We start from the raw sequence: 26056 nt of genomic DNA, 5'->3' as shown, positions 1-26056 counted from the left end.
CGTTATATGGCCGCAGATAAAAAACCCGCATTTGACAAAAAACTGATACTGGAGAGCGCAGTGGCAGCTTTTAAAAAACTGGACCCCCGCATTCAGGCGCGCAACCCCGTGATGTTCGTCACGCTCACCGGAGCGGTTCTTACCACGGCGGCCATGGCCCAGTCGCTCTCTTCCGGCCCCTTCCCGCTTTTTGAATTCCAGATAAGCCTCTGGCTCTGGTTCACTGTGCTTTTCGCCAATTTCGCGGAAGCGCTGGCTGAAAGCCGAGGTAAGGCCCAGGCTGAAAGCCTTAGAAAATCGCGGGTAGAGGTAATGGCGCGGCTGCTTGAGAACGGCAAAGAAAGAAAAGTGCCGTCCTCAGAGGTGACTAAAGGCGACATGGTGGTCTGCGAGGCCGGGGACATAATACCGGCGGACGGAGAAGTGGTGAAAGGAATAGCCAGCGTGGACGAATCGGCCATAACCGGGGAGTCGGCGCCGGTGATAAGGGAAAGCGGGGGTGACAGGAGCGCGGTGACGGGCGGCACCCGGGTTATCAGCGACAAGCTGGTGATACGCGTTACCGCGGAACCGGGCAAAAGTTTCATAGACCGCATGATAGCCCTGATAGAAGGAGCCAAACGCCAGAAAACGCCTAACGAGATCGCTTTGGTCATGGTCCTTGCGGGACTTACGCTGATATTCCTGCTCGCCGTCTCAACGCTGAAGCTCTTCTCGGATTACACCGCCGTTTCCGCGGGGCAGGACCTTGGAAAACTGATAACGGTCCCCGTGCTTGTGTCGCTTCTGGTCTGCCTGATACCCACCACGATAGGCGGGCTTCTGAGCGCCATAGGTATAGCGGGCATGGACCGCCTTATAAGGCGCAACGTTATAGCCAAAAGCGGCCGCGCGGTGGAAGCCGCGGGAGACATAGGCGTGCTGCTTTTGGACAAGACCGGCACTATCACTTTGGGCAACCGTATGGCCACGGCTTTTATTCCGGCGCCGGGGATATCCGAAGAAATTCTGGCCGAGGCCTCCCAACTGGCCTCGCTGTCCGACGAAACTCCTGAGGGCAGGTCCATAGTTGTGCTGGCCAAGAAACGCTTTGAACTGCGCGCCCGCGAGCTGCATCCGGCGGAAGCGTCGTTCGTGCCTTTTTCGGCGGCCACCCAGATGAGCGGCATAGACATGAAAGGCCCCGACGGAAAAGTGGTCCGCTCCATAAGAAAAGGCGCCGTGGACGCCATCAGAGAACAGGCGGACGAGGCGGGATTGGAATTTCCGGCGGGACTGGAAGCCGCCCATAAAGAGATATCCAGAAGCGGCGGCACTCCGCTGGGCGTGGCCGAGAACGGCAAAATTATCGGCCTTATACATCTCAAAGACATGGTCAAAGGCGGCATAAAAGAGCGCTTCGCGGAACTGCGCAAAATGGGCATACGGACGGTGATGATAACCGGCGACAATCCGCTCACCGCCGCCGCCATAGCCGCTGAGGCCGGGGTGGACGATTTTATCTCACAGGCCACGCCTGAATCCAAGCTGGCAAGGATACGGCGGGAGCAGGAGATGGGCCATCTTGTGGCCATGACCGGCGACGGCACGAATGACGCGCCTGCGCTCGCCCAGGCTGACGTGGGAGTGACCATGAACACCGGCACGCAGGCAGCGCGTGAAGCCGGCAACATGGTTGATTTGGAGAGTAATCCCACCAAACTCATAGAAATAGTGGAAATAGGCAAGCAGCTGCTGATGACCCGGGGAGCCCGGACCACCTTCAGCATCGCCAACGACGTGGCCAAGTACTTCGCCATCATCCCGGCATTGTTCGCCACGCTTTATATGACCGCAAAGCACGGCGGGGCGCTTTCAGCGCTGAATATAATGGGGCTGCATTCGCCCCAGAGCGCTATCTTGAGCGCTGTTATCTTCAACGCTATCATCATAGTGCTGCTGATACCGCTTGCGCTCAGGGGTGTGGCTTACCGCCCGGAAAGCGCGGGCGCGGTGCTGCGGCGCAACATTCTCATTTACGGCGCGGGAGGCATAGTCGCGCCGTTCATCGGCATAAAGCTGATAGACATGCTGATAACTGCGGTAAGGTTGGTGTGATTGAGGAGTAGCCAGAAGTCAGAATTAAGTAGCCAGAATGCAGACATCGGCAAAGAGAAAGGGTTTCCATATTCTGGATTCTGACTACTGACTTCTGTCTTCTTTAAGCAGTACCAACAGGAGCTATTTATGAAAACATTCTGGCCCGCAGTAAAAATTTTTCTGGTCCTGACTTTTATCACCGGCCTGGCTTATCCCCTTGTCGTCACCGGCTTCGCGCGGGTTTTCTTCTCCGGAAAAGCCGGCGGCAGTTTTGTGGGCGGCGGCGGTAAAACCGCCGGTTCGGAGCTTATAGGCCAGGAATTTAAGGCTCCCCGCTATTTTTGGGGGCGGCCTTCGGCCATCGGCTACAACCCTCTCCCGTCCGGCGGCGGCAATCTCTCGCCTGTTTCGCTGGCGCTCCAAAAACAGGCCGCTGACAATACCCTAGCCTTCCTGGCAGCCAATCCCGAAGCCGCGGGCAAACCGGTCCCGCCCGAGATGGTATTCGCATCAGGCAGCGGGGTGGACCCGCATATAAGTTCGGAAGCGGCGCGTATACAGTGTGCAAGAGTGGCGAAAGCACGCGGCGTGCCGGAAATTGATATTATATCCTTGGTTGACGCTCTAACAGAACAAAGGCAAGTTGGCTTTTTAGGCGAGTTGAGAGTCAATGTTTTGCGGCTCAATCTTGAACTGGATGAGAAATATTTAAAATGACAGACAATGACGCGATCCGACCGGACCCCGATGAACTTTTGAAGTCGCTTAAAAAAGTTCAGGAGCGGGAGAAAGGCGGCAAACTGAAAATATTTCTGGGCATGTCGGCCGGCGTGGGCAAGACCTATGCCATGCTGGAAGCCGCGCATGCCCTGATAAAAGACGGCTCCGACGTGATCGCCGGCATAATAGAGACCCACGGGCGGACGGAAACGCAAAAACTGCTGGAAAACATACCGGTAATTCCAAGAAAACCGATCTCTTACAGAGATAAAGAGTTCGCCGAGCTGGATATAGACGCTCTGCTTAAACGCAAGCCTGAATTCGCCCTGGTGGACGAATTGGCGCACACCAATATCCCCGGTTCGCGGCATGAAAAACGCTGGCAGGATATTGTCGAGCTTCTGGACCACGGCATCAACGTTTACACCACGCTCAATATCCAGCACGTGGAAAGCCGCAAAGATGATGTGGAACTGGCTACAGGCATTGCGATACAGGAAACCGTGCCGGATTCCGTTATAGAACGCTCGGAACAGATAGAGCTGGTGGATATCCCCCCCGAAACGCTGCTGGAAAGGCTTGCCGAGGGCAAAGTATATCTGGGCGAAAAAGCGGCGCAGGCCGCTGACAATTTTTTCCGGCAGGACAAGCTTACCGCCCTGCGCGAAATCGCGCTGAGGTTCGTGGGTGATGTGGTGGGCAACGATTTGCGGGAACTATCCGCCGCGGGGCAGTCTTCCAAATACTCGCGTGAGAAACTGCTGGTCGCTGTCAGCCACAGCCCGCATTCCCGCAGGCTTATACGCGCGGCCAGAAAAATGGCTTTCTCGGCGGAGGCGGACTGGATAGCGCTGCATGTGGATACCGGCGTTGCTTTAGTGCAGGAGGATAAAAACAGGCTTTCCGAAAATATAGAATTTGCGCGCGGTCTTGGCGCGGCAATTATCACCACCACGGACGCGGATCTGGTTTCCGCCATCGCAAGAGTCGGTAAGCAGCATGGCGTGACTAAAATACTTATAGGCAGGCCGCGCCGGACTCTTTTTTCGAAGCTGAGCCCTTCATTGCTGGGCCGGCTGCTGACGGAAACGGATATTGACATTCATGTCCTGCACGACGAGCAGTTGCCTGCCGGCTCAAAAAGAATATTTTATCTGCCGTTTTCGCATGTGGCCGGCAAACGGCCTTACCAGTCCGCGCTTGTTCTGATCGGAGCGATAACCGTTATAGGAGCGTTGCTCGCTCCGGCCGTAAGCTATCAGTCGATCGGATTTTTATATCTGCTTGCGGTGCTTGCGGCGGGAGCTTTTCTTACCGTCGGCCCGATATTGTTCTCTTCCGTGTTAAGCGCCATGGTCTGGAATTTCTTTTTCATCCCGCCAAAATACACCTTGGGTATTACGCGGACGGAAGACGCGCTGATGTGCCTGACATACCTGTTGGTCGCCGCCATAACAGGTTTGCTAAGCCACCGCATAATGCGCAACCAGCAGCTTTTGCGGACGAAGGAAAAATCAAGCGATGCTATGCTGGATATTATGGCGCAATTCGCTTTTCAATCCAACCGCAAAGAATGCCTGCAGACCGTAATGAACAAAATGCGCGGTTTCTTCGACGCTTCATTTGAAGTGGTATTCGTAAAAGGCGGACATGATTATGATATAACGACCGCCGCCCCGGTGCGCTGGCTTTCGGATGCGCGGGAATGGGCTATAGCGAAGTGGGTATTGGACAACGGCAAAGAAGCGGGTTGGAGCACGGACACTTTAAGCTCGTCCCAGGCATTATACATACCGCTTATAGCGCACGGCAAAGTTACGGGAGTATTGGCTTACATGCCCAATAAACCTGATACAGCGCTTGCTGAAGAAGCCAGAAGCCTGCTGCTGGCCCTGTGCGGACAAATCGCGTTCTATTTTGAGCAGGAAGTTTACCGGGAAGAGGCGCAATCCGCTGAAGAGCTGAAACGCTCTGAAAAACTTTATCAGACCATACTCAACAGCGTATCGCATGAAATAAAAACACCGATCACGGCCATAATAGGGCTTGTCTCCGCGTTGGAAGACGAAAAGATAGCGGCCGACCCGCAGGCGCGGAAACCGATATTAGGCGAGCTTTCAGAAGCGGCGGAGCGCCTCAACAGGGAAGTAACTAATATTCTGGACATGTCCCGTCTCTCATCGGGGCTGCTCAGCCTTAAAAAAGAATGGTTCGATGTGCGCGATTTGGCGGAGTCCTGCGCCGCCAAACTTCACCAAAGGCTGGACGCGCATAAGCTGGAGCTGCATGTCCCAGATAAACTGCCTTTTTTATACGCGGATTATGCGCTTATGGAACAGGTTTTAGTGAATATTTTGTCCAACGCCCTTAATTATACCCGGCCCGGAAGCCGCATAGAATTGAGCGCGCTGCAAAAAGGCGAAACGATAGTGATACGGGTGACGGACAGCGGACAGGGCATACCGCAGGAATATCTGGGAAAGGTGTTTGACCGCTTTTTCCGGGTGCCGGGTACGCCGGCCGGCGGCACGGGGCTCGGCCTTGCGATCGCGAAAACTGTCGTTGAACTGCATAACGGCGCTATAGCCGCGTCAAACCGGCCTGACGGCGGCGCGGAGTTTACAATAACATTGCCGGTGGAACCGCAGCCGAATTTGGAAACCAAATGAAAGCAGGCGCGAAAATTCTTGTTGTCGACGACGAAAAATCAATACGGCGTTTCATGGACGCCAGTCTTACCGCTAAAGGCTATGAGGTAATGCTCGCCAAAACCGGCCAGGAAGGCGTGAAAACGGCGGCTGAAAATCACCCGGATGTGGTGATCTTGGACCTTAACCTGCCGGATAAAGACGGGCTTGCAGTGCTGAAGGAAATACGCGGATTTTCAAGGGTGCCGGTAATAATACTGACAGTGAAAAGCGCCGACTCGGACAAGGAACTTTTACTGGATTCCGGCGCTGATGATTATTTGCTCAAGCCTTTCAGCCTGACGGAACTTCTGGCAAGAATACGCGTGGCGCTGCGTCACTCTATCAACCTGCAGGAAGATACGACATTCAGGCACGGCCCGCTGGAAATTGATTTTGGCAAACGGAAAGTTTTCATCTCCGGAGAAGAAGCCCATCTGACAGCCACTGAATTCAACCTGCTTAAGGCTCTGGTCAGCCATGCCGGAAAGATAGTAACGCAATCCCATCTGTTGTCCGAAATATGGGGCCCGCACGCCGTTGAGCAGTCCCATTATCTGCGGATATATATAAGCCAACTTCGCCGCAAACTGGAAGACAAAAGTCCGGAACTCCGCGGCTTTATAATCACCGATCCCGGCGTAGGCTATAGGATCCAGGTCTGAACTGCGGTGAATTTCCGCGGACCGGTACTATTGGCGTTTACCGGTCCGGAGGCCGCGCAATTTATTATAATTGGAATAAGTTCAAAGGCGGAAAATAGTTTGATCGGACCGCAAAATGACGGAGGCGCTGAATATGAAACTGCTTTTAATTTCTTCAAGTCCCCGGATGGCACACAGCAATACCTTTCTTCTGGCCAAAGAGGTGCTGAAAGGCGCTGCCGGACCGGACGTGACTTCCGAAATTATCCATTTGTCCGGCCTCAAAATAAAGTTTTGCGCGGAATGCGGGAAATGCCATAAAAAGATAATGGGCTGCCCCATAAAGGACGACGCGAATAATATTCTGGAAAAAATGCTGAAGGCCGACGGCATAATTATAGCTTCCCCCAACTATATAAATCAGGTCACGGCCTCAATGAAAGCCCTTTTTGACCGTTCCTCCCATTTCATCCACTGCAAGCGTCTTCTGGATAAATATATAGCCGGCGCCGTTTCTTCGGGCAGCGGCCGGGACACGGAGGTTGTGGACTATGTCGGGCATTACGCCAATGTCTGCGGCGCGCAATATTGCGGAGGAGTATCCTCCCGCGCTATGACGGTCAATGAGAAAATGAAAGAAGCTTTTGAGCTGGGCAAAACCCTGGCCTCGGACATCCGCAAAAAAAAGGCCTATCCCGGCCAGAAGAAGGCCATTGAGAATGCCAAAAAATATTTCGGCGCGATAATCAAGGCCAGAAAAAAAGACTGGGCGGGCGAGTATCAGTACTGGCGGAAAAAAGGCTGGCTGTAACATAAGCCGTAACCCAAAGCGCCATAAGCCATAAGCCATAAGCCATAAGCTATAAGCTGTATCCTTCCAGCCAATGAAACCCTACAATTTCCATTTTTTCGGTCCTGTCCTTATTTCTATCTACCTGGCGTTCCATTTCTATTTTGCCCTATGGCTGGGCCGCTATTTCATCCTTACCCCTAAACAGTCACGGGTCTTTAAGCCGGGGCTATGTCTGCTGGCGCTCGCCCTGCCCGCCGCCGAGTATTGTGAAAAACTTGGAAGGGGAAGTCTGTCCGACGCGGTGATATGGGCCGGTTTCTTCTGGCTCGGCGCGATGACCATACTGGTTACGGTTCTCGTTTTCTGCGATCTGTTTTATTTGCTCCTGCGTATCGTCCGGGCCGCGCGGCCGCACAAGCGTACGCTGGGTATTGTTTCGCTAACGCTTGCTGCGGGGCTTATCCTGCTTGCGCTGTGGCAGGGGGCCGCGATCCCTAAGGTTGTCACGCTGGATATAACGCTCAGGAACCTCCCCCCGGGGCTTGACGGTTTTAAGGTGGTGCAGATATCCGACCTGCATCTGGGGCGCATTATCACCACGGAGCGCTTTCGCAAAATAGCCGCAAGGATAAATGCGCTGGAACCGGACCTGGTTGTTTTCACCGGTGACCTTACCGAGCGGGGCAACGCTGACAGCCTGGCCGTCAGTTCCATTATCCGGTCCATACACTCTAAATATGGAATGGCCGCCGTGCTTGGCAACCACGATTTTTTTTCCGGCACTGAAACCGCCGATACTTTCTATCCCGGCTGCGGGGTGAAGCTTTTGCGCTCTGAAAAATATGAGCCTGCCGCCGGCCTGCAGGTGGCGGGGACGGATTATCCGCGCAGGGGCGCTTTGCCGGCGCGCCCCTTGGCCGCCCTTGTCGCAGAGCTGGATACTGCCAAACCGGTTGTTTTTCTTTCGCACCGGCCGGAGGGATTTGACCCCGTTATGAAAGCCGGCTCCGGCCTGATACTCAGCGGACACACTCACGCGGGGCAGCTATTCCAGTTCGGGCTGTTGGAGAGGCCGCTCTTTAAATATTTTTACGGCCTCTACAGGCTGGGAGATTTCACCATATATGTGACTTCAGGGGCCGGAACCTGGGGCCCGCCGCTGCGGCTGTTCACTTCTTCAGAGCTTCCTTTATTTATCCTGCACCCGGCTAAATAAATAACCTGTCGTTCTGGCGGTTCCGCCCCCTTCCGCGCCTTTTTTGTTATAGGTCTTTGGGCCTATTGACCTATAGGTCTTTAGGCCCATGCGCGTATAAGCCCTTGTACCTATACTCTCATTGCAACATGTAATCCTCGGAATTGGCCGGGGAGCATCCACCTTCTGACCCCAATCGGAAGTCACCATGGCGCAGATTCCGGCACGGAATAAGAGGTGGATTACCATGGTCAGCAACATTGAACGCAACAACAGGTTCTTCCTCACTGCTACAATCCTCTCATCGCTTCTCCTCCTGAATACGGCGCGCCTTTGCGCGGCGGACAGCATTGAAACCCTCAAAAGCCGGGAGCCTTTTGCCGGCCTGAGTAATATCCCTCTTAAAACCGCCGTTGCAAACACGGGCGATATGCCGGCCGTGCCGGCCCCGACGGCTGTTCTATCCTCCGCCGGCGCCTTACACGCCTACTTTATCAATGTGGGCCAGGGCGATTCAGAATATATAGAGCTGCCCAACGGCAAGAACGTGCTTATAGACGGCGGCCCCGCAAATCCCGCGGGCTCCGGCGACCCGCTTGTGGCGCAGTTCCTCAGCCAGCACAATGTGACAAAGATAGATTATGTTCTGTTGACCCATCCGCACTCCGACCATTATACCGGGCTTGATTATGTTTTCAGCCATTTGCAGGTAAGCAATTTTTACGATACCCAGGAGGAAAATACCGGCTCCTCCACCATAAAAACTTTGCGCGCCAAAATCAGCAGCATGGGAGTGAACGTTTCCTATCCCGCGGAGGGCGATACCCTCAACTGGGACCCCGGCGAAGTTCAGGTGAAAGTGCTGCACAGCTGCTCCACACCCGGGTCCAGCAGCAACGGCACCGTGCTTAACAACTGCTCTATTGTGCTCCGCGTCACCTACCAGAACACCTCCCTTCTATACACCGGCGATATGCAGTCCGATGTGGAAGCGCAGCTGGTGCAAAAATACGGCGCCCAGCTCCAGTCCGATGTCATTAAGGTGGGGCACCACGGCAGCGCGGGAGCATCCAGCGCGGCTTTCTTAAACAAGGTGCAGCCGAAAGCGGCGTATATTGAAGTGGGCGCGAACAATTCATACGGCCACCCCACACAGGCGGCGTTGTCCCGCCTGCAGGCCGCGGGAGCCGCCATATACCGCACCGACCAGGGCGGCACGCAGGAATACACCATAGGCGGCAATGCCTCCTATACAGGCCCGCTGAGCGCGCAGCCCGCAGCCGCCGCTTATTCCTGGAGCCAGTATTAATTCGCGCATAAGCTTTTCCTTATATTTCCGTCTCCGGCGCTGATTTCTTTAAAATAGTATAGCAGACCAACGCGACAACGGTGTGTCGCGTTGTTTTTTGGTATTTTTATTTTTTTATTGACATGCTAATCGGGTTCGGGTATAGTATTTTAGCTGCCGCGCGAAAAGCCGCGGGAACAACTGCGGAAGACTTTACGAAAGCGGATAAAGGAGTTTTCTTGAATACCACCGCCGTGGTTCTGAAAAATGTTTCTCCCGATGCAATGGCGCAGGATTCGCTTAAAGGAATTCCGCGCGCACAAACCAACCCGGCCAGATGGAACGGCAAGGGCTGGAACGCTTTTGTCGCTTCGTTGCGCTCCCAAAATATCGAAATTTGCGAAAAACGCCCGACCTGCCTTGTCTATGCCACGGACAGCGGCGGCTTGGCCTGCGGCATGCCTCACGGTGTGGCAATAGCCGAGTCCGCGCAGCAGATATCGGAAATACTTAAAGCGGCGCAGATGCACCGGGTGCCGGTTACGGTTAAAGGCGGCGGGCTTACCACGGAAGGCGAATCCGTGGCTTTCGGAGGCCTCCTGCTGGACATGCGCGGCATGAACCGCGTTATTTTAATCGACGCCGCAAACCTGACAGTACGGACCCAGGCCGGAATTTACTGGCATACTCTGGCCGAAACGCTGCGCAGGGACGGGCTTGATTATTTATCCGCTCCGCTCAACATGACGGCTTCGGTCGGCGGCACGCTTTCCGTGGGCGGGATAGACATCAACTCCCCCCGGCTTGGCTGCAGCGCCGACCAGGCGCTCTGGCTGCAGGTGGTTACGCCCACCGGCGAAATAAAAGAATGTTCCGAAGCCGTTAATCAGGAGCTTTTTGAACGGGTACTTCTTGGTTACGGGCAGTTCGGTATTATCACGGAAGCTGTGCTCCGCATACGCAAATTTACGCCTATAACAATGCATTATTTTTATTATGGTTCGCTGCGGCTGGCCATGGAAGACCTGCAGATGCTTGTGCGCGGCGACGCGGCCGATTATTGCGGCATACTTACGGTGCTCGACAAAGCCGTGAACCTGCTGGTGGCTTTTGACTCCGACGAACGCGAGCGCGCCTTTTTTGAAGACTGGAGGGACCGCATCCGCGGGCACGGGGAATTCGGTTTTGCGCTGCGCATGTCTTGGTATTACGCGCTGCGGCCCTGGCGTCTCGGCGAGGCGTTTTACCTTCTGCGCCGCAAAGTCGCGCTTGAACCCGCGTTTAAACCGAGCCATCACATGGAGAAAGGAAAGATAGTGGACAGGGCGGTGGTTTTCAGCAACTCGGTATGGAAGTTCTGGGGCGGGCGGAAGATGGTCATTCCGGACCTTGCCGTCAGCGCGGGAAAATACGTTGAGGCCATTGAGCGAGGGAACGCGGTGTGTAAAAAATATTTTCCGCACTACACGCTGTATTGCGTCGGCATAAAACTTTCCGGCAAGCGGGAGCGCTATGAGCTTTCCTGCGTTCCACCCGACGCGGTTGACTTCGCCTACGGGTGCGAGTTCGAGCCCATACTTGGCGACACAGAGTACAGCCGGGATTATCTTCAGTCCTTCAAGAACGAAATATACGACATAGGCGTGGATATGAAAACCAGCTATTACCGTTTCGGCGGCATGATGAAGGGCTATGTGCGGCGGGCGTTCGGCGACGAAGTGGTCGATAAGCACCTGGCCCTGAAACGCGCGGCCGATCCGGCCATGATACTGAACCCGGATGTGCTTTTCTAAAGCGATGGTAACTACTTAGGTAGCCAGTAGTCAGAAGTCAGGAGTCAGAATGAGGACAGTAGTGACAAGAAAGATTACCTGATTCTTAATTCTGTCTGCCTGAATATTAACAAACATGAATAAGATCGAAATGACCCCGGTTAATTCTGATATTAAGTCCCGATATGACACCTGCATCGGCTGCGGGGTTTGCCTGCTTTCCTGCCCGGTCTGGCGTCAGACCCGCGACGTAATGCTTACGGTCTGCGGGCGCATGCGCTCTCTTCAGACGGGAGGCTCCCTTGAGGATATGCGCGATTCCCTTAACGCGTGCGTGTTGTGCGGGGCCTGCGGTACGGTCTGCCCGGCGGGGCTCGATACAGTGGGCCTTACGACGGAACTCCGCGCGCAATTGGCTGTAAAAACCGGTTCCCCCCGGCCGGAGCGCGCCGCGTCCGATAAAGCTTCGCGGGAAACATTTGCCGGTAAAAAAATATTCTTTCCCGGCATGGCCGCGCGCAAAGACGGGCAAATTTTCCAGCGCGTGACGCGGCTGCTTGAACGCGATAATATCTTTCCGTCCGAGGACGATGATATTTCCGATATCGCCGCTGATATGGACGCGGGGAGCGGGCCGCCGCCGGAACGGCTTGAAAACCTTATAAGCTCTATGTCGGGCGTGGCGGAATTTATAACCGCCGAAGGTTTTTTGCACAGGTATCTCAAGGCTTGGTTCCCGAAAATACCCGTTGCCGGACTTGGCGAAGCGCTGCTGCGCCGGCCTGAAATATTAAAGGCTTTGACGCCGGACGATCTTTATGTGATAGAACCCCGCGGTTATCACGCCGATCATAAACGCCTGGTTAAATTTTACGACCGCGTGCGCCTTCAGACCGGCTGCACAATGAGCACAAGCCTTCAGCGGGCGGCAATACCAGTGGGCGCCACGGAGCCGCAAAAACGCCGCGGCTCCAGCCGCATTGACAGCGCCGAACAGGTCCGCTGGATACTTGACAGGCGCAAGGCTGGCCGGGTCGTGCTTGAATCTATTGAAGATATGGAGATTTTTAAAAAGCTCTCAAGTGTTAATGTTCTTCATGTCTCGGAACTGCAGTGACGGAACTTGAAACCATAAGAACGGACGCGATAATAGTCGGCTCCGGGCCGGCCGCGGCCGCGTGTGCAAAGCGCCTGACAGACTCAGGCTACGAGACAATTATCCTTGAGCGCAAAAAACTTCCCCGCCATAAAGCGTGCAGCGGCATTCTGTCGCCGCGTGGCCACAGGTTCCTGATCGAGAATTTCGGCCCCCTCCCGAAGGAAATACTGCACGAGCCCGCTTACTGCCGGGGTGTTACTTTTCATTTTCCATGTCTGAAATCCGTGGTGATGGATTTTGACGGGGGACCTACCCCGCACCTCCACAGGAAACTGGCGGATGCCTGGGCTATAAAGCAAAGCAAAGCTGAAGTGCACGACGGAACGGAGTTCACCGGGCTTGAAGATAAAGGCGGGCGGGTGGAAGTGACCGCCGAAAAAGACTCGCAGGTCCTGCGTTATCAGGCGCGCTATGTAATAGGCGCGGACGGCCCGAGACTTGCGGTCTTAAAAGCCGTATATCCGGATTATCCGAAACAGATACCCTGGTTTATTGTCGGGCAGAAATTTCACGCGGTCATTGACTGTCCGCTGGACGACGACTATTTTCATTTCTGGTTCCATCCGGAGCTCGGCCATTATACCTGGAGCCACGCGCGGGACGGCAGGCAGATAGTGGGAGTGGGCTTTTTGTGCGGCGATAATTTTGACTCCCGGCACCGGCGCGTTCTGGATTATCTGGAGAAGAAACATAATGTGAAGTTGGGGCCGGGCGAGGATCCCGAGATAGTTACTGCTAATTTCGGGCCTTCGCTTATAAACCGCTATGTTTTCGGCAGGGGTTCGGTGATAATAACGGGGCAGGCGGCGGGTTTTTTCAATATGATAGCCGAGGGTATGAGCGTGGCTCTGCATTCGGGCGCTATCGCCGGGGAAGCGGCGGTCGAGGCTTTCAGGTACAACGGGGATATACAGAAAATTTACAGGTCAATGGTTTCTTCGGAGGTAAGGCGGTGTTCGGACCAGTGGAATCCGCTGAAGATAATTTTCGGCCGTCCGCACGAGGCCGATTTCCGCGGGGCGCTGAAAAAGCACAAACCCGCGGACCGGCTCGCCATAATCCGCGATATTTTGTCGTTTATGCGCTTGTACGCTCCGCTGAAGTGGGGGCGGCAGATCTTCTGGCAGGCTGTCCGCCGGCAGTTCTCCGGCTATTACCCCCCCGACCGCTGGCTGTAAACTTTTCCAAGTTCCGTACAACTCCGATCAATACAGTAACGCCGTGTTTATGGCTTTGGCGGGTGGGTTGTATAGTTGCACACGGGGGCCTGTCACCGGAATTTGTCCGCGGGGGTCGGGTCGGCCAGCGCGGCCGCCCTTATCCTCAGGCTCCATTGACTGCACGCCCAAGTCGCCTTCCGGAAAACCCCCGCGAACAAACCCCGGTGCCACCCCTTCACTAGGTTACGTTCCTCCAGCTCTTAACCCGGCGCTTCTTAAATTATTAGGTGATATCCCCCCACCCTTTTCACGATACATCCTAATCACCCGCCCAGTGGTCGCAGCCAGACTTATGCAAATATCTAACGTCCACATACGCGGGGGAATTTTCTTTAAAAAACCGGAGTTTTTGCGTGAGACTTAATGTCGGACTGTCCACATGGCTTTTACAGCTTCGGCCTGTTTAGCGGCCTGCTGCGCTTTTTCTATATTGCCGGCTTTTCCGTAAAGCCCGGCCAGTTCAAGCCAAGCCGTATCCCAGACCGGGTCCAGCCGGACCTGCCTTTCCATGCGCTCTATCGCTTCGGGGATGCGGTTTAATTTCTCCAGTGCCCGCGCTTCCTGAAAATGCACCTGTACATAGTCCGGGGCCATGCTCCGTACATTACGGTATTCCTTCAGCGCGCGCTCATAGTCCCCGGGGCCGCCACGGTCCTGGAAAGCGTTGCCAAGGAAGTATCGGCTCATTATATAAGTGGGCGCCGCCTGGGATTCCTGCCCGAAATTTTTGGCGGCCTCATCCCAATTGCCCGCTTTCGCGTAGAATATGCCGATGTTGTGGCAGAGGTCAGATCGGAATATTTTTATCGAACCATAGCCCAGGTAAACGGCCCCGGCCAGTATCGGGATGAAAAGTATTCGTTCCACTCCCCCGAAAGACAGCGGAAATGTCAGGACGGAATCCGGCTCTCCCTGTTTCCCGGAGGAGGCCGCTCCCAGAAGTCCCGCGCTGAAGTATATCAGCCAGCCCGGCGCTACAAAACGCGTCGAGATGCCGTTTAACGCCAGCAGCACGCTTGCGAGCGTGGCGGCCAAAAGTCCGGCGGTGTATATGGAGTCATCCTCCCGGTCGCCATTCAGCAGGGCGCTGCCGCCCCTGAATATCACAATGCAGAACAGCCACAGCCACAGGAACGCCCCCACCAGGCCGGTGTCCGCGCACTGCTCCAGCAGTTCGTTTTCGGGGTGGTCCGTTTCGTTGTTGTGTTTCTGTTCGATGAAGAAGATCTGTTGTTTTCGGAAAGCCGGGTATCTGACCCAGAACGAACCGGGGCCGGAGCCCATCCAGGGCTGGTTCTTTATCAGCGAAACCGCGCCCTCCCGCGTTTGCAGCCGGAAGTCGTGGTCGCGGTCAGGCCGGCTCTGCTGCGCCATGAAGGGAAAGGAGATAAGGAATATTATCGCGCACATTCCGGCGAATACCAGCGTCCGGCCCCGCTGTCCTTCTTTTATGGACCTCCAGGCCGATATAATGAAGATGACGGCTGCGATGATGGAGGCGGTCTTCCCCGAAGAGGAGCCCGTTTTTATTGCCAGAAATACCCCGATCAGTGAGAACGCTCCCGCCGCGGAGCGAAGCCCGGCCGGCACCCCGCCGTCGCACATCAGCGCCAGGCCCAGCGGGAACAGGAGCAGCAGGTATGCCGAGAACAGGTTGGGATTGGCCAGGGTGGCGAACAGCCGGTCGCCGAACGCGCCTTTCCAGACGAAAGGGTCCACCCCTGTGGATTGCAGGAACCCGTATACAACTATGGCCGCCCAGGCCGCCAGCATCACCAGTACCGCCTTTCGGACGTCCCGCCGCGGGAAACTGATCAGCGTGAGGATGAAGGAAAGCAGGAACGCCTCCTGCTTGATGAATCCGTCCGTCGAGGCAAGGCGGTAAGGAGAATGTAAAAAAGAAAGCCCGTTCCATATAAGCAGAAGCGCCGCCGGCAGGATAAGCGGCGCGGTTTTAGAAGATATTTCAATGCGTCCGTCGTTCAGGCTTCCGATAAGCCATACCGCTGCCGCGGCTAGTACCCCAAGCTGCATTATAGTTGTCTTAACAGTTACGGAATCGTAGGTCCTCAGATAGAATGCCACAGGCAGCACTGCCGCGAGGAACAGCAATATGGAACGCAGCGCGGTGCGCCAGGGAAAGTTTTCCCCGGCAGGATTCTTGTCAACGGCCGCGTCCGGGGCTGCGGCAGGTCCCTGTCCGTCGCTGGAAATATTTTTAGTAAAGTTCACAAGCTGTTCTCACTATATAAGGCACCAAGTCATCAGTATGGCTATGCCTATGGTCAGCGAGGCATCCATTACGCCCACCGCTCTGTTGCCCGGCTCTTTCATAACTTCCGCTCTGAAGGTTGCGCCCGGGAGCAGGGCAAGGTCCGCCGCGGCCCGGAAAATAAGCAATCCAAGCGTTCCCGCCGCATAATAAGCGGCGGTTTCCGCCGTGCTGCGGATCCAGCCCAGGAACGGGCCCGAGAGCGCCGCCCAGGCGATAAAACCGAAGCCGATCATGATGCCGGCGGCGCTTATTGCCGCCGCCGTATTGTTTTTATCAAGCTGGGCCGCCAAATCCAGTTTTGCCAGCGTGAAATATAGCTTTATGGCGGCGGCAAGCAGCAGTTGTCCCAGCCCCCAGAAGGAAACCATCACCCATATGCCGCCCGCGTCGCCCCACGACGCGCCGAGTATCACCAAACCCAGCGCTATCTCATGGGCCGCCCTAAGCAGACCGGCGCCCGTGGAGCCTTTGTTGATCCTTGCGTCCAGGCGGAGGCTTTTAAGATAAGTCCTGTCCGCCATCCACATTGAAGCGTTCAGCAGCGCCAGTGCCAGCGCCCCGAAACCTATAACCTCCAGCGCTCCCTGCCTGAAAGATTCTGAAACCCAGGAAATGGGGCCGCCCAGCGAGATGATCACGGCGAGGAAATAACCGCCGGCGCCTATCGCCGCGGCCGGGTTTTTAGAGGACAGCAGCTGCCAGTCCAGTTTTCCCCGCGCGGGGTTCAGCCTGTATATAAGTCTTGCCAGGTAGCATAAGGCTATGGCCATCAGGCCGTAGCCCAGGGATTTTAAAATATGGTTCAGCATTTCTGTCATATGGTGGATCCTTTTACCGCGAGCCCTATCCGGGAAACCAGCGTTTTGGCCAATTGCGGGTAAAAATAAAGGTCATGCGCGCCTATAGTGCGCACCTGCGCGCCGCCGAAACGCGCCTTGAAAGAAGAAAACCTGGCGTAGGGGTGGAACGGCTTGTCCCCAGGGGCTATGCCGTATAGGTCGTAGAACTTAAAGCCCATGTCCCGGGCGTCGCGTATAATGCGCCAGTGCATAGCGTAGCTTGCCATGCTGGAACGCAGGAACGGGGAGGTGCCGCCGTACAAATATGTCGCCCTGTTGCCGAAGAATACCGCCACCGCGGCCGCCGTCTTTATACCCATATGGGAGGCCAGGTAAACGCGCGCCATGCCGGCGGGTCCCAGCGCGTCAATGAGACGCCTGAAAAACCCGACAGGCTCACCCGCGAAGCCGTGCCGGTGGCAGGTCAGCTCGAATAATTCGTGGAATTCGCCGGTGAGGTCGTTCACGCCGGAGGATATTACCTCCACGCCTTTGCGCAGGGCCAGCCGGACATTGTACCGTCCCTTCTGTGTCATCGCCCCGAGCAGTTCAGCGTCGCCTTTCCCCAGCTCAAGCATAAGCGTCGGCGTGGGCACCAGGTCAAGCGGGGCGCGCACAAGGCCCTGAAGGAAATCCGGTTGCGAGCAGATGAACGGCTCGATCCGGGCTACGGGAGAGCCGGTTCTTTCGGACAAGGCGCTCAGGCGCTCTTTCAACAGGGCGAAGCAGGCCGCGGCCTTTGTTTTGTCGCCCCATGGCAGCACCGGGCCGTGCGGAATTGTAAGCGGGGATACGCCGAGCGAGGTTTCAACCCTGTAGACTATGGCGCCCGCGGTGAGCGAGGGGCCGTCAAAAATACCCAGCCGTTCTACCCGCGCCCCTTCCGCTTCTTTAAATTCGCTCCATTCCCAGCTCTGCATGAAACCGGCACACTCCGAAGAGCGCACGAGCCCGTTCCAGGCGGATGAATGCTCTTTTTTAAGCGGTTTTATTCTCATCTGTTTATAAGTTTTTCAAACACGGCCTTGCGCGGGTCGTTGGGCGCGGTCTGCGCGCACCGGAGCTTGAGCATTTCGTCAATGAATACTTCCAGGGATTCGTTTTCGGGGAGCGCTGTGTACGCGGAAGAAGAAACGTCCTTGAAAGGGTATGAATATATTCCCCCGTTACTGTGCAGAAGCGTTATAGCTCCGTTTCCCGCGAGGTAAAGCCCGGGCGCAAGGCGGAACCAGTCCGGAGGTATTTCCGGCCGGGGGCCCGGCGCGCCCGTCTGCAGGTTTGCGCGCGCTTTTTCAAGGGCTTCCCGTATGTCGGAAATATTCCGGGTTTCATTCTCCTCCGCGCGTATTTCTTTGGAAACAGCGGCCGCGGGGGAGGCCCAGGCGAGCCATTTGGAATAGTCGGCCAGCGCCTTATCCGCCGCCTTACTGTTCAAGTCTATCGCTGCGCGCGCGTTTTGCAGGGAGTTATCCTCGGGGTAAAACTCGAACACAGGCTCGGGCTGGGTTTTATCCAGCAACAGGAAGCCGCCGGGCTGCGCTTTCATAAGGAAGTTCTGCGGGCCCGGCGCTATAAAAAGGTCGCCGTTCTTTGAAACAAAAGACTCGTCCGAGAGAGCGAAGAACAGGCGGTCCTCCACCAGCCGGCCTATCGCGTAGGCCGACCCGGGGGCCCTGTACTTTACGAAAGACACCGAGCGGAGCTTACCGGCGGAGGTGAGCGTATACAGGACATCGTCCCCCTGGAATACGGGATTGTGCAGCGGTGAACGGGTTTGCTGCATAAAAAAAGTTATCTCAAGGTCGCCGCCGCCGCCGGACCCGCCGCTGTAATACGAGCCTTTTGCGTAGGCGTTGTCGGGATAGGCCACATTAACTAAAACCAGCAGCGTCATCAGCAGGGCGAATACCTGCCAGGCGCGGTCGGTGCTCGGCAGGGCGCCTTCAAGAAAATCGGGCAGGTTTTCGCGCAGGGCGCGTATTTCCGCAAGCGCTTTATCCGAGAGAGAACCGGCATTTTTCTCCAGTTCCTCAAGGAAAAGCTCCCAGTCAAGCCGCTTCAATGTTTCCTTAAGGCGCCATTCCCACTCGCCCGCGAGCTGCGGCCACCAGAGCTTTTCAGCGCCCGGCAGGCCCCGGAGCAGTTCTTTTACGGCCGCGGAGTCGGAAAAGTCGGCCAGCGCGGGTCCCCCGGCCGGGTCGGGCTCCTGCAGGGTTATCAGGGCCAGCATGTCGCCGGGCTTCCTTATTACTCTGCTCAGCGGCAGGCCGCGCTCAATACCGGCCGCGCGCAGGCGCAGCGCCGTCCGGAAAGTTTCCCCGGTAAGCCAGGAATTGCTGCGCGCAAAACGCAGTGATTTTAATTCTTCGTCCTTGAGCGGGAGCGGGGACGCCAGGAACATTCCCCAGTCCCCGTAGCCATGGGAGCGGAAGGAGGGAACGGGAACGCGCAGCGGCCTTGGATAGAGCCTGGCGGCAATAAGGGTTTTGTATATGGACCAGAAAGCGGCCGGGAACCGCTCAGGAGAAACCGCGTTCATGGCGAACAGGCCTTTTGGCGACAGCCTTGCGCGCGCATCCGCGAAGAAGGAGCGGGTGAAAAGCGAGCCTCCGGCCAGGTCTTCGGGGAAAGTGAAATCGGCTAAAACAATGTCGAAAATTCCGCGTGAAGATTTCAGGTGCTCCCGCGCGTCCCGCGCGTATACGCGCGCCCTGGGGTCGTAAAGCGCGTTTCCGTTCAATTCCCGGAACTCTTTGCGCGCGAGCGCCAGCACGCTGTTGTCGTAGTCCACAAGTTCGGCGGAGCGCAGGCAGAGGCTTCCAAGCAGGCGCTTGAGCGCCAGGCCGTCGCCTCCGCCGAGTATTAGCGCGTCCAGGGGACGCTTCAGCCGCCGGCGCGCCAGAAGCAAAGGCGGCAGCGCCAGGGCCTCGTGGTAGACGGCCTCGTCGCGGCTGTCAAATTGCAGGTTCTCGTCTATATAGAAGGCGAGCCCGCCCGGAACTGCCCTCGTAGTAAGCCTATGATCTTCCATTTACGGTCTCTTTGATCCTATAAAGTACCAGTACCAGCGCGGCCGGCGCAAGAGGAAGCGCGCAGGCCACGATCAGTTCCCCCGGATCGTGGGGCCGGGGGGCGGATGTTATGTAGTGCGCAAAACTGATTATCCACAGGCTAAGCATTGTGGCATTAGCCGCGGCCAGGGGCTTGTCCCAGCGCCCGGCGCCGGGGAACAGTTTGCCCAGCAGCGAAACCAGCGCCGGCCCCGCGATGGCGCCGTAAAGGGAATATTCCCAGTAGGAAGCGCCGAGCCCCCTGAACTTTATCAGCAGCGCCGCCGCGATAACGGCGGATATAAGCGCTGCGCCAAGCAGTTCGATCGAAACGGTGAGAGTCCCGGCTATAAGGATCAACAAAACGGGTATGGCGCTCACGAAAACATACTCGCCGCCTATGTCAAAAGCGGTCAGAATACCCGCCAGCAGCGGCAGAAAAAAAACGCAGGAAAAAAGGAAGAGGATGATGACCTGACCGCCCTCCTTTATTTTTTTAGCCAGCGACGGAGCCCGGTGCGGGAGCAGCTCAAAATCCGACGGTTTGGTCACATTCCCGTAGTAAGCGTCAAAATAATCCGCGTCCTCCTCTTTCCATATTTCTATGGCAAAGTTGATGGAGCGCGGCGTGTCGTAGTAATCCCAGGTCAGGGTAACTACTGTGTTGCCGTCGTCGTCTTCATCCTCCCCGCTTGTTTCTCCCTCCAGGGCGAATTCCAGGTTTTTAAACCGGATCGTCGCGGGGGCTTCTTTCAGCGAGTCTGTTTCCCTGAAGGCCTGCCACTGGCCGGACTGCGTCCTGTATTCCACTCCGCCTATGCCCGTTGCCCTGGTGCAAACACATATCTCTTCCACTGAGGAGCCTTTGTCCTCTTTGGACATGACAAGGTACCGCTCCTGGCCCATGTCCGGTTCCAGCTTCCAGTGCACTTCATCGTAGGCGCTGGATTTAGTGTAGACATTCCTGTCCGTCACTTCCCAGTCGGATCCTCCCCAGCGCACCCAGTCGCCCACTTGCAGGTCGTCAAGTTTGTCCATTGTATTAAGAACTATTCTAGAAATTACCGCGCCGCAGCGCAAATGCTGCGCCGCCGCCGCGCTTTCGTTTTATGCTTATAGCTTTGGGTTTAGAACCGCAGGATAGCCTAGTCGGGGCTTGTCCCGCACTTTGGCCTCTTGGAAAAAGTGCGGGGGCCTGTCGGCGGGTTTGTCTGAGGGGGTCGGGTCGGCCAGCGCGGCCGCCCTTATCCTCAGGCTCCCCTGACTGCAAGACCAAGTCGCCTTCCGGAAAACCCCCTCAAACAAACCCGCCGCCTCCCCTCCATTAATCCAACGCGTCTTACGTTTCTCTGGCGTATTCCCCGGCGTTTCTTTAATAGGTATATTTCCCCCGCCCTTGTCACGATACATCTCAATCACCCGCCCAGTGGTTGCAGCCAGTCTTATGCCAATATTAAATGGTGGCTGACCCCATTTCTTTAAAGTAACGGCGGGGGAACGGTTTGAATTCTCCTGGGGAGGTAAATTATATCGGAGAGGGGAAGTTATTAAAAACGAGCCAAAAATAATAAGTTGCTAAAAGACGCAACGTCCCCTCTGCCGAGGTAACGCCGGGCTATAGCTTTGGTTAACACGCCGCAGGTTAGCATAGTCGGGGTCCTATCGGCGGATTTGTCTGAGGGGGTCGGGTTCTCCAGCGCGTCGGCCCTTATCCTCGGCCTCCCTTGACTGCAACCCCAAGTCGGCCTCCGGAAAACCCCCTCAGACAAACCTGCCGCCTCCCCTCCATTAATCCAACGCGTCTTACGTTTCTCTGGCGTATTCCCCGGCGTTTCTTTAATAGGTGTATTTCCCCCACCCTTAATATCGGCACATCCATATTTACCCGCCTCGCACTTTGGCCCTCTTCGGAAAAAGTGCGGGGCCCGCCCAGTGGTAAACGAACATTCTTAATATATGTTGAATTCAAACGGCGGGTTGCAAAAAAGTAGACGCTACCTTTTCCTTATTTTTGTAATAAATAAATTTCATCATCTCTTACTAATTTATCATCATTTATATACATATATCCTATCGTCTTCTCCACTAAAGATGTATAAACAACTCTAATTTCTCTAAACTTTTCAGTTTTATTTATATTTTTTACTTTAATATTACCTTCTATTTTTCCAATACTATATTTTAATTCTATTATAGAGAATGAATCATCACTAAATGAATATAACTTTTCATCCTTATGATTCCAGTCAATCGTATCTTTAGTAATAAACCTAATATATTCAGGTGAAGTCTGACTTACATAAGTCCTTCCTATATAAGATTTAGAGCAACTAGTTAATATTACTAATGCAGTAACACATACTAATTTTTGATAACTTATCATATATTTTCTCCTTTAGACTGTAGGAAATATAAGAGCACTTATCGCTAGTTCCCCTCACACCTAAAGCTTCTGGCCGCCTAAAAAAATTTGCAAAAATATTCCCCTCTCGCTATAATACAATACTTGCGTAGGTGCCGTAACAAGCACGGTGTGCCGCAGACGGCCAAAAAGAGGGGTGTTTTTCTGAAATTTTGAAAAGTCCCAACATACCCGGCGGGTGTCCGGGCTAGTTAAGAGTGGCGGGATGGTTGGTTTAATCGTCAGCCGGGGCGGGTTCTATTTACTCATTCATAAAAACAGCCCCCGCTTTTTGCGGGGGCTGCTATAACTACACTTCTTTCACTTTAACACGAGAGTTTAAGGTTTATGTTTTTTATTTGTGGAGGTTTTATGGCTTTAAGTTTAAGTATGAGATTAAGATTGAGTATATTTTTATAATTAGAGTTTTAGTTAGTTTGTTTACAAGTGTATTTATAAGTTTATTTGTAAGTTTTTTTATGAGCTTTTTTATGTAGGTATTATTGGCAGCCTTTTTCCGATTTTTCTGGTTACGAACCTTTAACTCTCTTTGCTTCTTTGGTGGGCCATGGGCATCATTTTTATTACGCACGACGCCTTTCCTAGAGTGTGCCATGGCCCGAACTGCTTTATTATACATAGCACCCTCCTTTTTTGCGGCTCATTGCCGCAAAACTCATCTTCCTTATTGATTCCTCCGAATCACTAAGGAATTAGAATGTCAAAGAACATTTGCAACAAACGACAGGTATAGTCTAGCAGACGAAATGGCTTTGCGCCATAGGCTACACAACAACACTCCACTTCACATGCGGGCCAGTGTGCCTTTCTCCCAGCCCTTAACCTCGAAGATAATAACGCCAAAACGCAGCAGGCACGCCACTATGTCGGCCGATAATGATTCAGCAGGTCTATGTTGTGCCAGATAAGGCTGTCGTCCGGCAGCGCGGTCTTAAGCTTGTTCAGGAGATACTTCTCCCCGGCATTAATGCCGTAAGACCGCTGCTGAATAACAAATCCCTTTACATCTGCCAAATTGCCTGCAACTTTACAGCCGGGGGGAGAAGATACGAGAGCAGGTGAGTCCCGCCACCGATCGAGGGATCCAACGGATACATTTTCGTAGGGTGGATGAGATTTAGGTAGGCCGACGGCGACTCCTCAAAACCCGTCCCATCGGGCTTACGGCAGTACGCCTTGTAGCAGTACCCGTTGGACGCGATGACCACCTGACACTTGGGAAACTTGGTGGCGTAGTGCTTGCCCTGTCCGTGAGCATAGTCCAATCCTTGGCTGAAGCCTTTGCTTTCCAGGACTAGGACGCACTCATCGTTGCAGCGATGATAAACACGGGAGAAACAGGCAATATCCACCCTCCCGCCCGTCACTGGCAACTCAATCTTAATCTGCTTTTCAGACCACCCGAGAGCGAGGAGGAACGGAATGATGAGGAACGTACGGGTCTCGTGCTCCCTAACGTCGTTCCATCTGAACCCCTGTTCATGATAGTAGTGCTTGGCAAGAAGTCGAATCCGTTTCAGAGATTCCGTCAATTCGACGGTTGACGGGCACCGCCCTTTACTGACGAGAAATTCCAATATCGCGTCGTCGCTTAGATCGGCAACACTGGTTGGTTCCGGTGCAAGGGATCGGACTGGCCATGTCGCGATGATCTGGTCTGCCTCTTGTCTGAGTCCAAGTATCTTGCAGCGCTGGATAGTCGACCGAGTCAGCCTCTTTACTGCCAACGGCTGCGGTGGGACATGCCATTCCACATAGCAATAGGCAGGCAGGTACCAACCATCATAGTCCAGCAGCCATCGCTTATCTTCTTCACCAGATATCTCCGCATTTCCCCTGACCCTGCCTTTCCGTTCCACGACCGTGCCCGCTGCGACAATATTGGTCTTCCCTCGTTTCAGAATCATCCGGTCTCCAAGATTCACCTGCGGCATGGTGTCGATCTGCTTCGTCCCGCCCACGAAAGCCATGCCGTACTTTAGGAAGTCGGCTGTGTAGTCCCGTTGATACGACCCCGCAGAAACCTGCCAGTAGTTCATGTCAGTTCACCTTTCATGGTTGAAGACAAATCATTCATCGGACACAAAACAACCAAAATGAGACGATGGAAACACCGAAAAGGTTTGAAGATGATGAGTCCCTACCGCTCCAGTGCTCAGCGCCATTTGGCTTTCAGAAGGCCCTTGGCCGGGTTGAAGTCTTCGTCCAGCCGGGCGGGTTCTATAAGCCGTTAACGCAGAAAATCCACATCCGCGCCTTTGCATATAGGCGTCTGCGTGCGGTTTTGGCGGGCGGCGGCGTCCTGCACTTTGGGTTTAAAGTATTTACACAGCTTGCTGGAATCAGCGATACCGGAATAAATCCCTTTCAACAGATGATAAGTGAATATTCCGTGCCCCTGCTCCTCCAGTCCGCCGGTTATCTCGTCGCCGCTGGCGGCGGCAAGTAGCGTAAGGCTCTGTGGTAAAGCATTAATATTCCGCACCACAACAAGCGGACGCGCGCCTTTTTGTATTACTGAGCGCCCGCCTGCGCCTGAAAAACAAGAGTCCAAGGCCACCACCACCTGGCGCGCTTTCAGCTTGCCGAGGTTTTCATAAGCTTCCTTCAGCGGATAAGCGCTGGTCTCCAGAAATTCGGGATTGCCGTCCCACGGCAACAGGTACGCGCTGCCTGTTTTGGCATCGGGCGCGCCGTGGCCGGAAAAATAGAAGAACACGCGCGAGTCTTCCTTCACGTTTTTAGGCAGCCATGATTCCAGATAGCTCCTTAGCTTGGCATAGGTTGCCCCGGAGCCCTTGAGCAGCTTTATGTTGCGCTCCGGCAGACCCAACGCAAGCAGGTATTGCTTCACAGCCTCGGCGTCGCGCTCGGCATAATCGGCCTTTGGCAAATCCTTTTGCTCGTAGGACTCCACTCCCACGATCAGCGCAAAATCCTCCCCGCGCTCGGCGTTTTTGAAATTGGCCGCGTCCACGTCGGAAGTATAAGTGGGCACTCCCTCGTCTTTTAGTTTGGAAATCTCTGCTTCCATCTCGGCTATTGTAGCCTTGTCCGCATTTTCCTTCCGGAGCTTTGCCAACTCCGCCGCCTTTGCCGCAAGTTTGGGATTGTCCGTATTGGTGGCGATGGCGGAAATTTCAATCTGTCCCGGCCTGATGGTTGTGCCTATAAGTCCGCTCAAATCCGCCACTTCGGGAGCGGCTTGCACGGTTTCGGCGGCGGGCATAGCGTCGTATTTTTTTCCGTTCACTTCCACCTTCGCGCCAGAAGGCGAGATGGCCCCGTTTGCCAGCCTGAAATAGACAACCGGCCTTGCGGACTTGAGCGCGGGCTCAAAATTCTCGGCTTCGGCGTTGGGCACGGGCTGCTTGAGTTCAAAAACGTATTCACGCTTGTCCTGCGCCCCGCTGGCTGAAACCTTGAAGGTAAATATGCCGGTATCAGCGGCATAGCTTGTTGAGGCTATCCGGGGCTTGCCGTAGAAAGCGGCGAAGGCGCGGCCAAATTCGCCGGCTGACGGGCCTGCCGGTAGGCGGGCATTGTAAGCCTTAACGGCGCGTTCATAATCAGCCTTCGTTTTTTCCACGCGGGCGTCAAAAGAGCTCTTCCTTTCATACCTGCCTTGTTCCATTTTGCCGGGCAGGGCGGGGACAGGATAGTCTGCCCGCAGTTCACTTGCAACCGCGTAAGCGTAGTTTGGAGCGGCGTACCAGAGCTTTAGAGTGTTTTCATAGCTTCCCGACAGCGTGTATTTGCCGTCAGGAGAGAAAGCGACGCTGGTCACACTGTTCCCATGCCCCTCGAAAGTGCGCACAAGTTGGCCCGTGGCTATGTCCCAGAGCTTGAGGGTCTTGTCATAACTTCCCGACAGCGCGTATTGGCCGTCCGGAGAGAAAGCGACGCTGGTCAC

20 protein-coding genes are annotated in these 26056 nt (G+C 54.9%); 10 read left to right on the top strand and 10 right to left on the bottom strand.

Annotation, left to right across the window (positions count from 1 at the left end; all coding sequences use genetic code 11):
- Nucleotides 1–6: 6 nt before the first annotated feature.
- The 10 genes from kdpB to NTX59_08655 all read left to right on the top strand — a co-directional run bounded on the left by kdpB (nt 7) and on the right by NTX59_08655 (nt 13515).
- A complete protein-coding gene (gene kdpB, locus NTX59_08700) occupies nt 7–2097 on the top strand; it encodes a potassium-transporting ATPase subunit KdpB (GenBank protein MCX5785757.1) in 2091 nt (696 codons plus the stop codon).
- 129 nt (nt 2098–2226) lie between these two features.
- The gene (gene kdpC, locus NTX59_08695) at nt 2227–2796 is read left to right on the top strand and encodes a potassium-transporting ATPase subunit KdpC (protein MCX5785756.1); all 570 of its coding nucleotides are present in this window, start codon (nt 2227–2229) and stop codon (nt 2794–2796) included.
- On the top strand, nt 2793–5468 hold the full coding sequence (locus tag NTX59_08690; protein MCX5785755.1) for a sensor histidine kinase KdpD: 2676 nt from the start codon (nt 2793–2795) through the stop codon (nt 5466–5468). Before kdpC ends, NTX59_08690 begins: the two co-directional genes overlap by 4 nt.
- Nucleotides 5465–6151, top strand: a complete 687-nt coding sequence (locus NTX59_08685; GenBank protein ID MCX5785754.1) for a response regulator transcription factor — start codon at nt 5465–5467, stop codon at nt 6149–6151. Before NTX59_08690 ends, NTX59_08685 begins: the two co-directional genes overlap by 4 nt.
- A 133-nt stretch (nt 6152–6284) precedes the next feature.
- Nucleotides 6285–6941, top strand: a complete 657-nt coding sequence (locus tag NTX59_08680) for a flavodoxin family protein (protein MCX5785753.1) — start codon at nt 6285–6287, stop codon at nt 6939–6941.
- A 73-nt stretch (nt 6942–7014) separates the two neighbouring features.
- A complete protein-coding gene (locus NTX59_08675) occupies nt 7015–8139 on the top strand; it encodes a metallophosphoesterase (GenBank protein ID MCX5785752.1) in 1125 nt (374 codons plus the stop codon).
- A gap of 187 nt (nt 8140–8326) precedes the next feature.
- Nucleotides 8327–9427 (top strand): ComEC/Rec2 family competence protein, encoded by a 1101-nt coding sequence (locus NTX59_08670; protein ID MCX5785751.1) that lies wholly within the window; start codon nt 8327–8329, stop codon nt 9425–9427.
- 218 nt (nt 9428–9645) lie between these two features.
- Entirely contained in the window at nt 9646–11199 is a 1554-nt protein-coding gene (locus NTX59_08665) for an FAD-binding oxidoreductase (protein MCX5785750.1), read from the top strand.
- Nucleotides 11200–11314: 115 nt separating this feature from the next.
- Nucleotides 11315–12295 (top strand): 4Fe-4S dicluster domain-containing protein, encoded by a 981-nt coding sequence (locus tag NTX59_08660; GenBank protein ID MCX5785749.1) that lies wholly within the window; start codon nt 11315–11317, stop codon nt 12293–12295.
- Nucleotides 12292–13515: an NAD(P)/FAD-dependent oxidoreductase gene (locus tag NTX59_08655; protein MCX5785748.1), complete on the top strand. Its 1224-nt coding sequence runs from the start codon at nt 12292–12294 to the stop codon at nt 13513–13515. The genes NTX59_08660 and NTX59_08655 overlap by 4 nt, the downstream gene beginning before the upstream one ends.
- Before the next feature lie 402 nt (nt 13516–13917).
- Here NTX59_08655 and NTX59_08650 read toward each other — a convergent pair whose 3' ends face one another.
- The 10 genes from NTX59_08650 to NTX59_08605 all read right to left on the bottom strand — a co-directional run.
- Nucleotides 13918–15789: an O-antigen ligase family protein gene (locus NTX59_08650; GenBank protein MCX5785747.1), complete on the bottom strand. Its 1872-nt coding sequence runs from the start codon at nt 15787–15789 to the stop codon at nt 13918–13920.
- Between the two features lie 12 nt (nt 15790–15801).
- On the bottom strand, nt 15802–16650 hold the full coding sequence (locus tag NTX59_08645) for a hypothetical protein (GenBank protein ID MCX5785746.1): 849 nt from the start codon (nt 16648–16650) through the stop codon (nt 15802–15804).
- A complete protein-coding gene (locus tag NTX59_08640) occupies nt 16647–17669 on the bottom strand; it encodes a peptidoglycan bridge formation glycyltransferase FemA/FemB family protein (protein MCX5785745.1) in 1023 nt (340 codons plus the stop codon). The genes NTX59_08645 and NTX59_08640 overlap by 4 nt, the downstream gene beginning before the upstream one ends.
- Nucleotides 17666–19702, bottom strand: a complete 2037-nt coding sequence (locus NTX59_08635; protein MCX5785744.1) for a fused MFS/spermidine synthase — start codon at nt 19700–19702, stop codon at nt 17666–17668. The genes NTX59_08640 and NTX59_08635 overlap by 4 nt, the downstream gene beginning before the upstream one ends.
- Nucleotides 19689–20759, bottom strand: a complete 1071-nt coding sequence (locus NTX59_08630) for a hypothetical protein (protein ID MCX5785743.1) — start codon at nt 20757–20759, stop codon at nt 19689–19691. The genes NTX59_08635 and NTX59_08630 overlap by 14 nt, the downstream gene beginning before the upstream one ends.
- A gap of 967 nt (nt 20760–21726) precedes the next feature.
- On the bottom strand, nt 21727–22104 hold the full coding sequence (locus NTX59_08625; GenBank protein MCX5785742.1) for a hypothetical protein: 378 nt from the start codon (nt 22102–22104) through the stop codon (nt 21727–21729).
- Between the two features lie 388 nt (nt 22105–22492).
- The gene (locus NTX59_08620; protein MCX5785741.1) at nt 22493–22762 is read right to left on the bottom strand and encodes a hypothetical protein; all 270 of its coding nucleotides are present in this window, start codon (nt 22760–22762) and stop codon (nt 22493–22495) included.
- Between the two features lie 242 nt (nt 22763–23004).
- Nucleotides 23005–23157 carry a hypothetical protein gene (locus NTX59_08615; protein ID MCX5785740.1) on the bottom strand — a complete coding sequence of 51 codons (153 nt, stop codon included), beginning with the start codon at nt 23155–23157 and terminating at the stop codon, nt 23005–23007.
- Nucleotides 23145–24182, bottom strand: a complete 1038-nt coding sequence (locus NTX59_08610; GenBank protein MCX5785739.1) for a hypothetical protein — start codon at nt 24180–24182, stop codon at nt 23145–23147. Before NTX59_08610 ends, NTX59_08615 begins: the two co-directional genes overlap by 13 nt.
- Nucleotides 24183–24373: 191 nt before the next feature.
- A partial coding sequence (locus NTX59_08605) for a caspase family protein (protein ID MCX5785738.1) occupies nt 24374–26056 on the bottom strand: 1683 nt, incomplete at its 5' end.

It is taken from the genome of Elusimicrobiota bacterium, from assembly GCA_026388155.1.
In the GTDB taxonomy this organism is placed as follows: Bacteria; Elusimicrobiota; Elusimicrobia; order Elusimicrobiales; family UBA9959; genus UBA9634.
This window is presented reverse-complemented; position numbering and strand designations above follow the sequence as displayed.

Coding starts and splice junctions, on each gene's coding strand:
- NTX59_08620 (MCX5785741.1), bottom strand. CDS start 22,762: ATGTATAATAAAGCAGTTCGGGCCATGGCACACTCTAGGAAAGGCGTC.
- NTX59_08610 (MCX5785739.1), bottom strand. CDS start 24,182: ATGAACTACTGGCAGGTTTCTGCGGGGTCGTATCAACGGGACTACACA.
- NTX59_08635 (MCX5785744.1), bottom strand. CDS start 19,702: ATGGAAGATCATAGGCTTACTACGAGGGCAGTTCCGGGCGGGCTCGCC.
- NTX59_08685 (MCX5785754.1), top strand. CDS start 5,465: ATGAAAGCAGGCGCGAAAATTCTTGTTGTCGACGACGAAAAATCAATA.
- NTX59_08670 (MCX5785751.1), top strand. CDS start 8,327: ATGGCGCAGATTCCGGCACGGAATAAGAGGTGGATTACCATGGTCAGC.
- kdpC (MCX5785756.1), top strand. CDS start 2,227: ATGAAAACATTCTGGCCCGCAGTAAAAATTTTTCTGGTCCTGACTTTT.
- kdpB (MCX5785757.1), top strand. CDS start 7: ATGGCCGCAGATAAAAAACCCGCATTTGACAAAAAACTGATACTGGAG.
- NTX59_08660 (MCX5785749.1), top strand. CDS start 11,315: ATGAATAAGATCGAAATGACCCCGGTTAATTCTGATATTAAGTCCCGA.
- NTX59_08675 (MCX5785752.1), top strand. CDS start 7,015: ATGAAACCCTACAATTTCCATTTTTTCGGTCCTGTCCTTATTTCTATC.
- NTX59_08630 (MCX5785743.1), bottom strand. CDS start 20,759: ATGGACAAACTTGACGACCTGCAAGTGGGCGACTGGGTGCGCTGGGGA.
- NTX59_08645 (MCX5785746.1), bottom strand. CDS start 16,650: ATGACAGAAATGCTGAACCATATTTTAAAATCCCTGGGCTACGGCCTG.
- NTX59_08690 (MCX5785755.1), top strand. CDS start 2,793: ATGACAGACAATGACGCGATCCGACCGGACCCCGATGAACTTTTGAAG.
- NTX59_08680 (MCX5785753.1), top strand. CDS start 6,285: ATGAAACTGCTTTTAATTTCTTCAAGTCCCCGGATGGCACACAGCAAT.
- NTX59_08640 (MCX5785745.1), bottom strand. CDS start 17,669: ATGAGAATAAAACCGCTTAAAAAAGAGCATTCATCCGCCTGGAACGGG.
- NTX59_08625 (MCX5785742.1), bottom strand. CDS start 22,104: ATGATAAGTTATCAAAAATTAGTATGTGTTACTGCATTAGTAATATTA.